The sequence below is a fragment of the Streptomyces sp. NPDC037290 genome (genome assembly GCF_055603245.1).
Genome location: NZ_JBVJVZ010000011.1, coordinates 142,757 through 157,480, shown reverse-complemented (window position 1 = coordinate 157,480; position 14,724 = coordinate 142,757). Strand labels below are relative to the sequence as shown.

16 protein-coding genes and 1 tRNA gene are annotated in these 14,724 nt (G+C 73.0%); 5 read left to right on the top strand and 12 right to left on the bottom strand.

The window, feature by feature from the left end:
* Positions 1-101: 101 nt before the first annotated feature.
* Positions 102-617 (top strand): hypothetical protein, encoded by a 516-nt coding sequence (locus ACZ7HQ_RS31820; protein ID WP_470997366.1) that lies wholly within the window; start codon positions 102-104, stop codon positions 615-617.
* Positions 618-639: 22 nt separating this feature from the next.
* Here ACZ7HQ_RS31820 and ACZ7HQ_RS31815 read toward each other — a convergent pair whose 3' ends face one another.
* Positions 640-1,218 (bottom strand): TetR/AcrR family transcriptional regulator, encoded by a 579-nt coding sequence (locus tag ACZ7HQ_RS31815; RefSeq protein WP_470997364.1) that lies wholly within the window; start codon positions 1,216-1,218, stop codon positions 640-642.
* A 192-nt stretch (positions 1,219-1,410) separates the two neighbouring features.
* On the opposite strand from ACZ7HQ_RS31815, the gene ACZ7HQ_RS31810 reads away from it, so the two are divergent.
* Both ACZ7HQ_RS31810 and ACZ7HQ_RS31805 read left to right on the top strand, forming a co-directional pair.
* Positions 1,411-2,838 (top strand): MFS transporter, encoded by a 1,428-nt coding sequence (locus ACZ7HQ_RS31810; RefSeq protein WP_470997361.1) that lies wholly within the window; start codon positions 1,411-1,413, stop codon positions 2,836-2,838.
* 45 nt (positions 2,839-2,883) lie between these two features.
* Positions 2,884-2,957 (top strand) — tRNA-Pro (locus ACZ7HQ_RS31805).
* Between the two features lie 31 nt (positions 2,958-2,988).
* Here ACZ7HQ_RS31805 and ACZ7HQ_RS31800 read toward each other — a convergent pair.
* Complete coding sequence (locus ACZ7HQ_RS31800; protein WP_470997358.1) at positions 2,989-3,549, bottom strand: nucleoside-triphosphatase; 561 nt, start codon at positions 3,547-3,549, stop codon at positions 2,989-2,991.
* A gap of 111 nt (positions 3,550-3,660) precedes the next feature.
* On the opposite strand from ACZ7HQ_RS31800, the gene ACZ7HQ_RS31795 reads away from it, so the two are divergent.
* The gene (locus tag ACZ7HQ_RS31795) at positions 3,661-4,128 is read left to right on the top strand and encodes a YbhB/YbcL family Raf kinase inhibitor-like protein (protein ID WP_470997355.1); all 468 of its coding nucleotides are present in this window, start codon (positions 3,661-3,663) and stop codon (positions 4,126-4,128) included.
* On the opposite strand, the gene ACZ7HQ_RS31790 is transcribed toward ACZ7HQ_RS31795, so the two are convergent.
* The 3 genes from ACZ7HQ_RS31790 to ACZ7HQ_RS31780 all read right to left on the bottom strand — a co-directional run bounded on the left by ACZ7HQ_RS31790 (position 4,113) and on the right by ACZ7HQ_RS31780 (position 6,187).
* Entirely contained in the window at positions 4,113-4,346 is a 234-nt protein-coding gene (locus ACZ7HQ_RS31790) for a hypothetical protein (RefSeq protein ID WP_470997353.1), read from the bottom strand. The two genes, ACZ7HQ_RS31795 and ACZ7HQ_RS31790, sit on opposite strands and share 16 nt — an antisense overlap.
* Positions 4,347-4,665: 319 nt before the next feature.
* Positions 4,666-5,541 (bottom strand): hypothetical protein, encoded by an 876-nt coding sequence (locus ACZ7HQ_RS31785; RefSeq protein ID WP_470997350.1) that lies wholly within the window; start codon positions 5,539-5,541, stop codon positions 4,666-4,668.
* A 4-nt stretch (positions 5,542-5,545) separates the two neighbouring features.
* The gene (locus tag ACZ7HQ_RS31780; protein WP_470997347.1) at positions 5,546-6,187 is read right to left on the bottom strand and encodes a papain-like cysteine protease family protein; all 642 of its coding nucleotides are present in this window, start codon (positions 6,185-6,187) and stop codon (positions 5,546-5,548) included.
* A 253-nt stretch (positions 6,188-6,440) separates the two neighbouring features.
* Here ACZ7HQ_RS31780 and ACZ7HQ_RS31775 point away from each other — a divergent pair, with 253 nt between their 5' ends.
* Complete coding sequence (locus ACZ7HQ_RS31775; protein ID WP_470997344.1) at positions 6,441-7,355, top strand: hypothetical protein; 915 nt, start codon at positions 6,441-6,443, stop codon at positions 7,353-7,355.
* Between the two features lie 63 nt (positions 7,356-7,418).
* Here the strand turns inward: ACZ7HQ_RS31775 and ACZ7HQ_RS31770 are convergent, their stop codons facing one another.
* From ACZ7HQ_RS31770 to ACZ7HQ_RS31740, 7 genes are all read right to left on the bottom strand, one after another.
* Complete coding sequence (locus ACZ7HQ_RS31770; RefSeq protein WP_470997340.1) at positions 7,419-8,849, bottom strand: amino acid permease; 1,431 nt, start codon at positions 8,847-8,849, stop codon at positions 7,419-7,421.
* 182 nt (positions 8,850-9,031) lie between these two features.
* On the bottom strand, positions 9,032-9,730 hold the full coding sequence (locus ACZ7HQ_RS31765) for a GntR family transcriptional regulator (RefSeq protein WP_470997337.1): 699 nt from the start codon (positions 9,728-9,730) through the stop codon (positions 9,032-9,034).
* Between the two features lie 25 nt (positions 9,731-9,755).
* A complete protein-coding gene (locus ACZ7HQ_RS31760) occupies positions 9,756-10,757 on the bottom strand; it encodes a proline racemase family protein (RefSeq protein WP_470997334.1) in 1,002 nt (333 codons plus the stop codon).
* 2 nt (positions 10,758-10,759) lie between these two features.
* Positions 10,760-11,665, bottom strand: a complete 906-nt coding sequence (locus ACZ7HQ_RS31755; RefSeq protein WP_470997332.1) for a dihydrodipicolinate synthase family protein — start codon at positions 11,663-11,665, stop codon at positions 10,760-10,762.
* 93 nt (positions 11,666-11,758) lie between these two features.
* The gene (locus ACZ7HQ_RS31750) at positions 11,759-13,147 is read right to left on the bottom strand and encodes an FAD/NAD(P)-dependent oxidoreductase (protein WP_470997329.1); all 1,389 of its coding nucleotides are present in this window, start codon (positions 13,145-13,147) and stop codon (positions 11,759-11,761) included.
* Positions 13,140-13,442 carry a (2Fe-2S)-binding protein gene (locus tag ACZ7HQ_RS31745; protein WP_470997326.1) on the bottom strand — a complete coding sequence of 101 codons (303 nt, stop codon included), beginning with the start codon at positions 13,440-13,442 and terminating at the stop codon, positions 13,140-13,142. Before ACZ7HQ_RS31745 ends, ACZ7HQ_RS31750 begins: the two co-directional genes overlap by 8 nt.
* Complete coding sequence (locus ACZ7HQ_RS31740) at positions 13,439-14,608, bottom strand: NAD(P)/FAD-dependent oxidoreductase (protein ID WP_470997324.1); 1,170 nt, start codon at positions 14,606-14,608, stop codon at positions 13,439-13,441. The genes ACZ7HQ_RS31745 and ACZ7HQ_RS31740 overlap by 4 nt, the downstream gene beginning before the upstream one ends.
* Between the last annotated feature and the right edge of the window lie 116 nt (positions 14,609-14,724).

Here is a 14,724-nt window from a genome sequence, read left to right as displayed (position 1 = left end):
CGCGCGGCCGACAGTGTGTGGGACAACGGGGCTGGTCAAGGGACACTTCGTCGGTCCGCGTGGACTGGCGGCCGGGCGCGGCACGGGTGATCGTGGGGGACATGGCTGACTCCACGGCGGTCGGCACGGTACCGCCCCGGCACCACGGCACCCGCGAGGCCGTCCTGTTCGGGGGCGTGTACGGCTCCGTCCTCGCCAGCTCGATGGTGGCGGCCCTCACCCAGTACGGGCACACGTCCGCCAAGGTCCGTGGCTACGACGCCGCCTGGCTGCTGGTGACCGCGCTCGCCTCCGCCCTGGCCCACGGCTACGCCCACTACATCGCCGAACGCGCCCCGCACCGCCGGTGGGACGTGCTGCGTGCGATGCGGGACGAGTGGCCGCTGGTCATGGCCGTGCTGCCCACGGTCCTCCTGCTCGCGGGGGCGCGGCTCGGCTGGTTTCCCGCGAAGGGCGTCGAGTACGCGGCCTTCGTCCTGAACATCGTGATCCTGTTCGTGCTGGGAGTCCTCACCGCCCGCTGGTCGGCGCGGCGGTGGCCGATGGCCGTGCTCATCGGGGCGGGGGACGCGCTGCTCGGGGTGTTCGTGGTGGTGGCGAACGCGCTGATCAAGTAGACGGCCCCTGCCGACGGCGGAGTCAGCGGCCGGTGCGGACGCCGTCCAGCGCGATCGCGAGGACCCGGTCGCGCTGGGCGTCGTCGTCGAACGCCGTGGCCGTGATCCCGGCGACCATCCGCAGCAGGTCGGTGAAGTCCATGTCCGCCCGGGCCACGCCCGCCCGCTGGGCGCGCTCCAGCAGCGGGCCCCCGGCGGCGTACATCGAGTCACGGCAGGTCTGGAAGATCTCCGACTCGTCGTTCAGCGCCTCGCGCACCGCGCGCTTGGTGACCATGTACCCGGCGAACCGGTCCAGCCAGGCCGTCAGCGCCTCCCACGGCTCGAGCTCGCTGACCTCCTCGGCGGCCCGGCACAGGGCGTCGACCTCGTCGGCGTAGACGCTCTCGAACAGGTCCCGGCGGGTGGGGAAGTTCCGGTACAGGGTGCCGATGCCGACGCCCGCGCGGCGGGCGACGTCCTCCAGGGAGGCGTCCGATCCGTGCTCCGCGAACGCCTCGCGGGCGGCGGCGAGCAGGGCGTCGAAGTTGCGGGCGGCGTCCTTGCGGTGCGGCCGGCGGGCCGCCACGATCTCGCCGACGGGGAACGACGTGGCCGTCACTGCTGCCTCCCAGAGGGAATCGATGAACCGGAGGAACGCATCCGCTTCGGTTGAACCGGAGGGGTGCCTCCGCTAGAGTGGAGGCGCACCTCCACTTTAGCAGTGCGGGGGCGGCTCCGCCCTGGGCAGACGTGCCCCGCAGCAAGGCCCCCCTCGCCCAACCCCAGCGCTCCCCCTCGGAGAGGCTCTCTCATGCCCCGCAAGTCCACGCGCCTCACCTTCGCGGTCCTCGCGACCGGCACGGGCGTGTTCTCCATGCTGCAGTCGCTGATCGCGCCGGCCCTGCCGACCGTCCAGCACGCCCTGCACACCTCCCAGTCCACCGCGACCTGGGTGATGACGGCGTACCTGCTGTCCGCCTCGGTCTTCACCCCGATCCTCGGCCGCGTCGGCGACCTCGCCGGCAAAAAACGCACGCTCGTCGCGGTCCTGACGGCCGTCCTCGCCGGCTGCCTGATCGCCGCGCTCGCCCCCAACATCGGCGTCCTCATCGTCGCCCGCGTCGTCCAGGGCGTCGGCGGCGCCCTGTTCCCGCTGTCCTTCGGCATCATCCGCGACGAGTTCGCACCCGCCGAGGTGAGCGCCAGCATCAGCAACCTCTCCGCCGTCATCGCCGCCGGCGGCGGAGTCGGCATGGTGGCCGCCGGGCCGATCGTCTCCGCACTCGACTACCGCTGGCTCTTCTGGATCCCCGTGGCGATCGTCGCCGCGACGGTCCTGATCGCCCTGGCCTACGTCCCCGAATCACCCAAACGGGCCCAGGGAAAGGTCAGTTGGTACGGCGCCGGACTGCTCTCCGCCTGGCTCGTGGCCCTGCTGCTGCCGCTGAGCCAGGCCGGACAGTGGGGCTGGGGCTCGCCGAAGGTGCTCGGCCTGTTCGCCGCCGCCGTCGTCCTGTTCGCCCTGTGGCTCACGACCGAGGCCCGCTCCCGCACCCCCCTGATCGACCTGCGCGTCATGCGGCTGCCCGCGGTGTGGACCACCAACGCGGCCGCGCTGCTCTTCGGCGCCGGCATGTACGCGATCTGGTCCTTCCTGCCGGGCTTCGTCCAGACGCCGTCCGCGGCAGGCTACGGCTTCGGCGCCGGCGTCACCGCCTCCGGCCTGCTCATGCTGCCGATGCTGCTGGCGATGTTCCTCTCCGGCATCCTCTCGGGCCGCCTCGAACCCCGCGTCGGCGCCAAGGCGCTCCTCACCACGGGTGCCGCACTCGGCGCGCTGGCCTGCGGATTCCTCACCCTCTGGCACGACGCCCAGTGGCAGATAGCCGTTGTCGCCGGACTGTTCGGCCTGGGCATCGGCCTCGCCTTCGCCTCCATGGCCAACCTCGTCGTCGGCAGCGTCCCGCCCGAACAGACCGGTGCCGCGACCGGCATGAACGCCAACATCCGCACCATCGGCGGCTCCATCGGCGCCGCGCTCACCAGCGTCCTGGTCACCGGCCGCCTCCAGCCGTCCGGCCTGCCCTACGCCTCCGGCTACACCCACGGCTGGGCCCTGCTCACCGTCCTCTGCCTGGGCGCGGCCGGCGCCGCCCTCCTCGTCCCGACCCGCCACCCCGGCCGCCTGACGCCCCCCGCCACCCCGGAGGCGACACGGGCACCCGCCCAGGTGCGGTAGGGTTGACCTGCGTGATCACGCGGGGCACCCCGGGTGAGATCGCAACGGGACGTGGCGCAGCTTGGTAGCGCACTTGACTGGGGGTCAAGGGGTCGCAGGTTCAAATCCTGTCGTCCCGACTCTGCTTTCCGCAGGTCGGAGGTCGTCCTCTCAGGAACGAGAGGGCGGCCTTCCGTGCGTCCGGAGCCCTCGCAGCCGGGCCGCCAGCTCCCCCGGCAGGCCGTCTCGGTTGGCCGCGGTGAGGCGGACGACCTCGATGTCGGCGCGTCGTTTGAGGGCGTCGGTGAACGGATCGCGGTGCGCGTGGACCGTGGCGACGACGTCGACGTCCGCGGCGAACAGCGTGATGACCGCGTCCCGGAAAGCCGTGCAGGCCAGTTCCATCCGGCCCAACTCGTCGATGAGCACCAGCCGCCCTGCCGCCTCCTCGGCCATGGCCGGCCGTAACGACGGCACCGCCAGCCGTTCCATGACGCCCAGGTCGACGCCGTATCTCCCTACCCGCGGCGGACCAGGGAAGCCGACATGGGCGAGCATCTCCCGCCGGCCCGACAGGGTCTCCAGGGCGAAACCGACCCGGCTGCCGCCCTGCCGGACCTCCTCCGTGGTGAATCCGGTGGCCGCGCGGGCGGGCAGCAGCGCGGCCAGCCGGCGCAGGGCGGTCGTCTTGCCCGCACCGGGGCGGCCCTCGAGCAGGATCCTCGTCGGCATGCCCTCATCTTCATCGCTCCCCGCGGGGGCGGCCGGGTGCTCTCGGCCGAACGGGCGCTTTGGTACAAGGACCGGTGTGCGCGCCGCCGTTGTCCGGGTAGGGCGGCGCGCATGAGCGGAATTGAACTCAGCAGCACCGCGTTCGCCGACACCACGGTGATCCCCCGCCGCTACAGCGGGGAGGGGGAGAACATCTCACCGCCCCTGACCTGGTCAGGGGTGCCGCACGAGGCCACCGAGCTGGTGCTCCTGTGCGAGGACCCGGACGCACCGGGAACGAGCTTCCTGCACTGGCTGGTCACCGGCGTCGATCCGGGGACGACCGGAGTGCCGGAGGGCCAGGAGCCCCGGGGCGGCCTGCCCTGGCCCAACGGCTTCGGGCACGTGGGCTGGGGAGGGCCGATGCCGCCGCCGGGGCACGGCCCGCACCGGTACTTCTTCCGCCTGTACGCCCTGTCCGAGCCACTGCCACTGCACGACCGCCCGGGCGTCGAGGACGTGCACCGGGCCCTGAAGGGCAGGGAACTGGCCTCCGGCACTCTGGTCGGGACCTACCAGCGCCCTCAGCCCGAGGTATGACTCCGCACCGCCAACCGGTGGCCGGTCGTCGCGTCGGTCACGGTCCTCGACCCGAGGACCGTGTGCAGGGTCGCGCGGGCCGGGCCCATCCGGGCGTCAGCCGGGCAGACGACGTCCGCGCCCGTCCGTGTGGTCACCTGCACGGTGAGGAGGACCCCCGTGAGGGTCTCGGATACCCGCAGACGAGGAGAGTCGTCGCACCCACCCGACTGCGTCATGACCGTGAGCGTGCGGTCGTCGCCGCTCACCGCGACCGGTTGAGTGATCGCCTCGGTCCTCGTGACGGTTTTCGCCCCGGCTGCAGGGGATACGGAACATCCCGTCAGGACGGCCAGGGCCGCGATGACCACTGACACAGGGCGACGATCAAGCATGTATGTCTTCACAGTAGACCGACGCCGGCGTGAGCCGATTCGTTCACGTGACACGCGGGTTCGTCGCCGGCTGCGGACATTCCCCACCCGGGGCGGCTGCACAACCCCCGTGCCCCAGACCGGACAGGCCTGGGGCACGGGGCGTGGGGGAGGGAAGCGGCTCTCAGCCGACGCGCCGCGAGCGCCGCGCGCGGCGGACGGCGAAGCAGGCGCCGAACAAGGCGGCGACGGCCGTGGCGACGGCGGTTGCGGTGGCGCCCCTCGCGGTCGCCGTAGGCGCGGCGACCGCGAGGGGCGCGGCCGCACCGCCGTAACCGCCGCCCTCGCCCGCCCGGTCGTATGCGGACCCCGGGAGCTTGTCGCCGTACCTCGCTCGCACCAGGCGCTGGTAGGAGGTCAGGGTCACCCCACCCTTCCCCACAGCGCGCCGTGCGTCGGGGTCGAGCGGCAGCACACGGCCGTCGCGCACCACGTACCAGGCGTCGATCTGCGGTTCCTGGAAGACGGTTCCGAGGCCGTGCGTCTGGCCGACGTAGTCGGTCTCGTCACCGCCCGTCGCGATGTTGACGACCTTCCACCCCTTCGCCGTCCGCACGGTCCACACCGAGGCGACCTGGCCGTCCACCGAGACCGCCTTGCTCGCGACGAACTGCGGGTCGGCGACCGGGGCGCCCGGACGTCCGGCGACGAATCCCGGGTCGAGGAAGTAGACGGTCACCGACGGCCCGACCAGGTGCGGCCGGGCCACGCCCCGCGCGATCGCGCCGTTTCGGGCGAAGAAGCGCGAGAGCGTGCGGAGGGTGGCCGGGGCTGACGCCGCCCCGCGCGCCTGAGCGGTGTCGGCGGCGGTGAAGGGCGCCGGGAAAGGCGCGGGGAAGTCGCCGGCCGGCGCCGCGTGCGCGGTGCCGGGGACGAGTACGCCGAGGGCAGCGGTCGCGGTGAGCACCCCGGCCGCCGCGCGCTTCCGGATGGACCTGCGACCGACGGACGCGCACCGGTGCGTCGACCGGTGCTTCGGTGACGTGCGGACCGGGGTCATGGGGTCACGCTCCGATCCCGTAGAGCGAATGGGTCCACGTGAACGAGTTGTTGCTCACGTAGTAGTCGTAATCCCCCCAGTTGTAGCGGTAGTTGGAGGGCCATGGGTCACCCCAGTAGACCTGCGTGCCGGAGGCGTCGTAGCCGTAGAGCACATGCATGTGCCCGCCCCCGGAGCTCCACTCGATGCGCGTCTCGACGGGGCGGTCGGCGCTGATCTCCGTCTGCACGGTGCTGTAGCGCAGATAACCCCGCACGTACGTACCGGGGTTGATGCCCATCCAGTCGAGGGCGTTCTGCACGTCGCCCAACGTCGCCTGCCAGTTGCCGCAGGTGCTGCCCTGCGGCCGGTTGAAAGCGGCCTCGCAGAACTGGTTCTGGGTGTAGGTGCGGCCGAACCACGACGCGATGGTGTTGCCGCTCGCCGCCCAGCACCAGTTGCTGTTCTGCTGCGCCTGCATGGTGATGTCGAGGCGCTTGGCGGCGGGAACGGCGAAGTGAGCGGTGGCGGCCCGAGGAGTGCCGTACGGAGCGGAGGCCAGAGCGGCGTGAGCGGTGGCCGTCGGCACGAGCGCGGCCGTGAGGACGGCGACGGCCGCGAGGCTCGCTGACGCCGGGCGTCTACGCCCCCCGGTGGTGGTGGACATGGCGTTCCTCCCAGTCAGGGTGGGGGTGGAGGAGCGCGTCCGGACGCTGTGACAGCAGCATCGATCTCTTGTCGGGCCTCGGTCAATGAAGTTATCCACAGGGCTGGCGGCGAAGTGAATCCCACCCGTACGGTTGTGAACACCACCGCGGGTACCAGCAGGTGGCGGCGGGAGCAGCGTCCGGTTCCAGGGCGGGATTGTGAATGTCCACAAGTAAACAATCAGTGGGGGTGGGGGGAGGGGAGGGGGCCCCATGGCAGCAAACAGCGCCGAACTCGCCGAAGCCCTACGCGCCGGCCCGTTCTCCGCCGCGCTCCGGGCCGCGCTCGCCGCACGCGGGCTGGCTCTGCACCGCGTACAGCACCGGCTCGCCCAGCGCGGCATACGTGTCGGTGTGACCAGCCTCAGCTACTGGCAGCGCGGGGTGCGGCGACCCGAGCGGCCCGAGTCGCTTCGTGCCGTCACCGCACTGGAGGAGGTCCTGGAGCTTCCACCGCACGCCCTCACCCGCCTGATAGGCCCCCGGGCCACCGGCGACCAGCCCCCCGCGCGCCCGTATCGCACCCTCCTCGAACCCGCCGCCGCGCTCGAATCGCTGCTGGCGAGTCTGTCGGCACCGGCGGACGGCGGGCTGCACACCGTGATCCACTACGAGCACGTGCACATCGGTGCCCACCGGGAGCTCGCCGCGCGCGACTCGCACCACGTCGTACGGGCCCACCGCGACGGCGTCGACCGCTATCTCGCCATCCATCACGGCGACCCGGGCTGCGACACGGAACGGGTACGGGTACGCGGTCTCGGCAACTGCCGGGTCGGGCGGATCCGGCGCCACGGACCTTCGGGGGTGATCGTCGTCGAGCTGCTCTTCGACGGGCGGTTGAGTGCCGGGGAGACCACCGTCCTGGGGTACCGCTTCGAGGACGGAACCGGGGCGCCCAGCCATGAGTACGTGCGCGGCTTCACCTACGGCGGCGGTCAGTACGTCCTGCAGATCGGCTTCGACCGCGCCGCCCTGCCCGTCCACTGCCGCCGCTTCGCCCGCCCCTCGGCGACCGCGCCCCGCGAGGCGGTCGCCGATCTGACGCTGAACGCCCACGGCTCGGTCCACCTCGTGGAGCAGCAGCTGCGGCCGGGCGTCCTCGGCATCACATGGGAGTGGGACTGAAGCGTGCGGCACAAGGCCGCGCCCGGGCTCCACGAGCCGGCGGCTCCCCGGCCGGGCGCAGCTCTACGGCGCGAGGGGCGGGGACAGGGAATCGGTCGTCTCCGTGGGCCTGTGCTGCCGGCGGGCGGCCATCACCGCGTAGACGATGACACCGGCGAACAGGAACAGCGCGCCCTGGTACACCGCCGCGTAGCCGGCGCCGGCCATCAGCCAGAGGGAGAAGGCGGCCGCGATCGCGGTGATGACCGAGTCCCGCACCAGACGCGTGCGGTCCACCGACCTGCCGGAGACCAGGTGGAAGATCTGCGCCGCCGTCGCCAGCAGGTACGGCACGGTCGCGGTGAACGTGGTGACGAGGACCAGGACGTCGAAGACCTTCGCCGAGCCCGACAGGTAGTTGTACGCGGTCAGCAGCGAGGAGAGGACGACCGTGACGGCGACGCCGGCCGTGGGCACGCCCCGGCGGCGGCGGCCGAAGGCGGCCGGGAACAGGCCGTCCTTCGCCGCGGCGTACGGGGTCTGGGCGCTCAGCAGCGTCCAGCCGTTCAGACAGCCGGTCATCGACACCAGTGCCGCCAGCGCCACCGCCGTACCGCCCCAGCTGCCGCCGAACATCGCGTTGACGGCGTCGGAGAAGGGGGCCGTGGAGGTGACCAGCCGGTTGTGCGCGACCGTGCCGAAGACGGAGAGTGTGCCCAGCAGGTAGACCAGTGCGGCGCCCGCGGTGCCGATGACGGTGGCGCGCCCCACGTTGCGGCGGGCGTTGTGGACCTCACCGGCGCTCACCGCGGCGGACTCCACCCCCAGGTAGGAGAAGAGCAGCAGGGCGGCGGAGGCGGAGACGGCACCGATGGCGCCGTGACCGCTGGTGTTGAACGGCCCGAGCCGGGACGGGTCGAAGAAGAACAGGCCGCCGACCGCGACGAGCAGCAGTGGCACGAACTTCAGCACCGTCGACACGAGCTGGACGGCACCCACGTACCGGGTGCCGGCGAAGTTGGCGAGGGCGGGGAGCCACTGCAGGGCCAGGGCGGCCAGGCAGGCGCTCCAGCGGTGGCCGCCCACCGGGAGCAGCACGTTCAGATAGCCGACGGCGGCGACGGCGAGTGCCGCGTTCGACACCCAGGTGGTGATCCAGTACGACCAGGCGGCGAGGAAGCCGGCGAAGTCACCGAAGGCCTCGCGGGCGTAGACGTACGGGCCGCCGGTACGGGGGTCGCGGGCGGCGAGCCGGCCGAAGACCAGGGCCAGCGCGATCGCGCCCACGGTCAGGACGGCGAAGGCGACCAGGCTGACGGTGCCGTAGGGGGCGATGGAGGCGGGGAGCAGGAAGATGCCGCCGCCGATGATGTTGCCCATGACCAGCGCGGTCGCGACCGGGAGTCCGAAGCGGCGGGCGTGCCTGCTGGTGGTGCCGGGGGTGCCCGCGGGGGGACCCTGGTGAGCCTCCGAGGGGGCCGGAGCCGACGGCGGGGCGGTTCCGGTGACGTGCATGGGGTGGACCTCTCATCGAACAGATGTCCCAGGATCGCCGGGACGCCTGCCATGGTCGGGGACGCCCCGGTCTGGCGCAAAATCGCCGTTCCTTGTCCTGTGACGCCTGCCTGATCATGCAAAAAGTGAGGTCAGGCGGCCAGGGCACCGCGAGATGTGCGGCACTGTCCGGACGGTCGCCGTCAGTCCCCGGCCGCCGCCCACAGGCTGCGCACATGTCCGAGATGCCGGGTCATGATCGCGTGTACGGCCTTGTCGTCCCGCTCCAGCAGGGCGTCGAGGAGTTCCAGGTGTTCCTCGGCCGAGGCGAGCAGCCGGCCGGCCTCCACCAGGGCCGTCAGGCCGTAGAGGCGGGAACGGCCGCGCAGGTCGGCCACCACCTCGACCAGGTGGGCGTTGCCCGCGAGGGCCAGCAGGCCGAGGTGGAAGCGGGTGTCGGCCTCCACGTAGGCGATCAGGTCGCCCGCCACCGCCGCGGTGACGATCTCGCGGGCCGCCGGGCGCAGTGCCTCCAGCGAGACGCGGTCGGCGGTGCGGGCCAGCTCGACCACGGTCGGGATCTCGATGAGGGCGCGGATGTGCGTGTACTCGTCCAGTTGCCGGTCGGAGACCGCGGTGACCCGGAAGCCCTTGTTCGGCACCGTGTCGACCAGGCCCTCCTTGGCCAGGTCCAGCATCGCCTCCCGTACGGGGGTCGCCGAGACGCCGAAGCGGGCGGCGAGCGAGGGCGCGGAGTAGACCTCGCCCGGCCGCAGCTCGCCCGCGATCAGCGCGGCGCGCAGCGCGTCGGCGACCCGCTCGCGGTAGCTGCTGCGCCGGCCGCCCAGCCTGGGGAGTTCGGGCATCTCCGTGCCTCGCGCGTTCTGTGCCATGTCACGCATCACCGGGGTGAGTGTAGAGGATGGTCTAGAGGACGAAGCCCTCCGGGAAGGGGTCGGTGGGATCGAGGAGGTACTGGGCCGTTCCGGTGATCCACGCACGGCCGGTGAAGCTGGGCAGGACCGCCGGGGTGCCGGCGACCTCCGTCGTGTCCAGCAGGCGTCCGGTGAAGTGGGTGCCGATGAACGACTCGTTCACGAACTCGGTGTGCAGCGGCAGTTCGCCTCGCGCGTGCAGTTGCGCCATGCGCGCGCTCGTGCCCGTGCCGCACGGGGAGCGGTCGAACCAGCCCGGGTGGATGACCATGGCATGGCGTGAGTGCCGTGCCGTGGCACCGGGCGCGTACAGGTGGACGTGGTGGCAGCCGCGGATGGAGGGGTCCTCGGGGTGCACCGGTTCCGCCTGGGCGTTGATCGCCTCCATCAGCGTCAGACCAGCCGTGAGGATGTCGTCCTTGCGGGCGCGGTCGAAGGGCAGCCCGAAGGCGTCGAGCGGAAGGATCGCGTAGAAGTTGCCGCCGTAGGCGAGGTCGTAGGTGACCGTGCGGCCGTCGGGCAGGGTGATCTTGTGGTCCAGTGCGACGGCGAACGACGGCACGTTCTGCAGGGTCACGTTCCGCGCCGCGCCGTTCTCCACCGCCACCTCGGCGACCACCGGCCCCGCCGGGGTGTCGAGCCGGATGGTGGTCACCGGTTCCACGACCTCCACCATGCCGGTCTCGACCAGCACGGTGGCGACCCCGATGGTGCCGTGGCCGCACATCGGGAGGCAGCCGGAGACCTCGATGTAGATGACGCCCCAGTCGCAGTCGGGCCGGGTCGGCGGCTGCAGGATCGCGCCGCTCATCGCGGAGTGGCCGCGCGGCTCGTTCATCAGCAACCGCTTGACGTGGTCGCGGTGGTCCCGGAAGTACAGTCGCCGTTCGTTCATCGTCGCACCCGGTACGGTGCCGATCCCGCCGGTGATCACGCGGGTCGGCATGCCCTCGGTGTGCGAGTCGACGGCGTGCAGGACGAGCTTGCTGCGCATGGTCAGGCTCCTTGGGCGAGGCCCGCGGCGACGGCCTTCTCGGTGGCCGCGCGGACGGCTGCCTCCTGTTCGGGCAGCAGCGGCACGCGCGGCGGGCGCACCGGACCGCCGTACCTTCCGACGACGTCCATGGACAGTTTGATCGCCTGGACGAACTCGACCTGCGAGTCCCAGCGCAGCAGCGGGTGCAGTTGCCGGTACAGGGGCAGCGCGGCCGTGAGGTCCCCGGCCGCCGCGGCGCGGTACAGCTCCACCGAGGCGCGCGGGAGCGCGTTCGGGTAGCCGGCCACCCAGCCCTTGGCGCCCGCCGCGGCCAGCTCCAGCAGCACGTCGTCGGCACCGGCCAACAGGTCCAGCTCCGGGGCGAGTTCGGTGATCCGGTAGGCGCGCCGGACGTCGCCGGAGAACTCCTTGACGGCGTGGATGTGGCCCTCGCCGTGCAGCCGGGCGAGGAGTTCGGGCACCAGGTCGACCTTGGTGTCGACCGGGTTGTTGTACGCCGCCACGGGCAGGCCCGCGCGGGCGACCTCGGCGTAGTGGGCGAGGACGGAGCGCTCGTCGGCACGGTAGGCGTTGGGCGGCAGCAGCATCACCGACGCGCAACCGGCCTCGCCCGCCTGCTCGGCCCAGCGCCGGGCCTCGGCCGAGCCGTACGCGGCGACGCCCGGCATCACCCGCTGGCCGCCGATCGCCGCGACGGCCGTCTCCACCACGCGGGCGCGCTCCTCGGGGGTGAGTGCCTGGTACTCGCCGAGCGAGCCGTTGGGTACGACGCCGTCGCAGCCGTTCGCGACCAGCCAGGCGCAGTGCTCGGCATAGCGGTCGTGGTCGATCGAGAGGTCGTCGCGCAGGGGGAGGGCGGTGGCGACGAGGACGCCGCGCCAGGGGCGGTTCGGTGCGTGGGTCATGCGGGATCCCCAATCCAATGACGTGTGACATATTACTGAGCGGTGCGGCTCCTGAACAGGTCGCTGTCCAGGGGGTCGAGAGAGGGCGGGTGATCAGGCGTCCGGCAGGTCGGCCAGGACGCCGAGCGGTACGGGGCGGGCGAAGGGCCGGCGCCCGGGCGTGAGCGGGCATCCGGTCAGGCCGGCCACGGCGGGTGCGCACACCCGGCCCTGGCACCAGCCCATCCCGGCTCGCGTGAGCAGCTTTACAGTGCGCAGATCACCCGCGCCGAGCGGGCCGGCGGCCGTACGGACCTCGCCGGCGGTGACCTCCTCGCACCGGCACACCACCGTGTCGTCCGTGATGCGGTCCGCCCAGCCGGCGGGCGGCGCGTACACCGTCTCGAGGGCCGCGAAGAAGGCCCGCTGCCGCGCCCTGGCCCGGGCGGCCGCCGCCCAGGAGCGCGGCTCGGGGACGGTGCCGTACAGGCGGGCGGCGATCGAGCGGCCGGCGATGTGGCCCTCGGCGAGCGCGAGGGCCGCCCCGCCGATGCCGGTGGTCTCCCCGGCGGCCCAGACCCGGGGCACGTCGGTGCGCTGCTCGTCGTCGACCCGTACGGCCGTGCCGGTCAGGGTGCAGCCGAGGGTCTCGGCCAGATCCGTGTGCGGCAGCATGCCGTGACCGACGGCGAGGGTGTCACAGGGGATGCGGCGTTCACTGCCGGGCCGGATCCGCCCGTCCCGCTCCAGTCCGGCGACGGTGACCGCCTCCAGCCGGTCGGTGCCGTGCGCCTCCACCACGGTGTGCCGGGGCAGCGGGCGCACCCGGTGCCGCAGCAACCGCCCGGCGTACCAGGCGCCTTCGGCGAGTTTGCCGGGCTCCGCTGCGAGGGCGGCACTGCCGCGCAGCACGGTCCTCGGGTCAGCGGACTCGACCAGTGCGGCCACGCGCGCCCCCGCCGCGGCGAGCCCCGTCGCCACCGGCAGCAACAGCGGTCCGGTGCCGGCGACCACGACCGTGCGGCCGGGCAGCACCAGTCCGCCCTTGAGCATGGCCTGCGCGCCGCCCGCCGTGACGACACCCGGAAGCGTCCAGCCGGGGAAGGGGAGGACGCGTTCGTAGCCGCCGGTGGCGAGGAGCACGGCGTCGGCGCGGACGGTGACCCCCTCCTCCTGCCCGGGGCCGCGCAGGGCGTGCACCCAGACGGAGTCCGACTCCCTTTGGATGCACCAGACATGATGATCCGTCAGATGGGTGATGGCGCCGGCCGCGATGTGCCGGCCGATGCCGTCCCGCAGCCGTTCCCAGGTGCGCCACTGATGGTGCAGTGCCTCGGGGCGGCGGGCGCCGAGGGCCCGGGCGGGCTGCCGGTAGAACTGGCCGCCCGCCTGCTCGGCCGCGTCGACGAGGGTGACCCGCACGCCCCTGGCTGCCGCCGCCAGCGCCCCGGCCAGCCCCGCCGGGCCCGCCCCCACGACGGTGAGATGCGCCCGCTCAGTCATGCTCCCGTCCCGTCCCCTCCTGGGTGCGGATCACGTCGCCCGGACGCACCGGCACCAGGCAAGCCCGTTGGTTCGCCCGGCCGTTGACGGTCACCAGGCAGTCGAAGCACACCCCGATCCCGCAGAAGACCCCGCGGGGCCGGCCGGCGTCGCGGGTGCTGCGCCAGGCCGTCACGCCCGCCGCCCACAGCGCCGCCGCGACCGTCTGCCCGGGCAGTGCGGTGACGGGGCGGCCGTCGAAGGTCACGGTGAAGGCCTCGCCCGGCCGGGCCCGGGTCAGCTCCAGGGGGTTCACGGGGTGTCGCCTCCGTCGGTGTCGTCTCGCTCGAACCGTTCCGGACGGAACGGCGTGAGATCCCCTTCCGGTGCCTTCCCGGTGAGGGTCCGTGCGATCAACTGCCCGGTACCGGTGGCCAGTCCGATGCCGGCGCCCTCGTGCCCGCACGCGTGGAACAGGCCGGGTGCCCGGGGGTCGGGGCCGATCGCCGGGAGGTGGTCGGGCAGATACGGCCGGAAGCCCGCGTACGTCCGCAGCGCGCGCACCCGCCGCAGGAACGGGAACAGTCCGATCGCCCCGGCCGCGAGCGCCCGTACCGCGGCGAGCGAGAGAGAGCGGTCGAATCCGACCCGCTCCCTGCTCGCACCGATCAGCACCGGGCCCGCGGCCGTGCCCTCCACCACCGGCGAGGTGCGCAGCGCGGCCGAGTCGCTCGCCACGTCGGCCACGTAGTCCGCGGCGTACACCTTGTGCCGGACCATGCGCGGCAGCGGCTCGGTGACCAGGACGAAGCCGCGCCGCGGGAGCACCGGCAGCCGGACGCCGGCGAGCGCCGCGAGGCCGCCGGCCCAGGCGCCGGCCGCGTTCACCACCGCCGGCGCGTGCAGGTCGCCCCGGTCGGTGCGCACGCCGGCCACCGCGCCGTCGGCCGTGCGGAGCACCCCGGTGACGGTCCAGCCCGTGTGCAGGCGGGCGCCGGAGGCGCGGAGCAGATGGGCGGCGGCGAGGGCGGGCATGACCTGGGCGTCCTGCGGATAGTGCACCCCGCCCGCCATGCCGCCGGCCAAGTGCGGTTCCAGGGACGGGAGTCGGTCCGCGGGGACCGGGTCGGCCACGACACCGGCGGCCCGCTGGCGGTCGGCGAACGCGTGCAGTGCGGTGAGGGCCTCGGGCGTGGAGGCGACGACCAGGCCGCCCTTGGGCTCGTACTCGACCGCCGTACCCAGCTCGTCGCCGAGCCGTTCCCACAACCGGGCCGACAGCAGGGCGAGGTCGAGTTCGGGGCCCGGTTCCTTGTCGGAGACGAGCAGGTTGCCCTCGCCCGCGCCGGTGGTGCCGCCGGCCACCGGCCCCCGGTCCACCACCCGTACGTCCAGGCCCGCCCGCGCGGCGTACAGCGCGCAGGCCGCACCCACCATTCCGGCTCCTACGACCACGACGTCGCAGGTCAGTCGTTTCGGCACGTCAGTACTATGTCACATGTTGCTGATTCTGAGGAGGGCCCGGGAGCCCCTTTCGCGCCGCTGCGGCCGCCGGGGGCGTGCACGCCCCCTTGACGTCGCCTGGAGCCGGATCGACA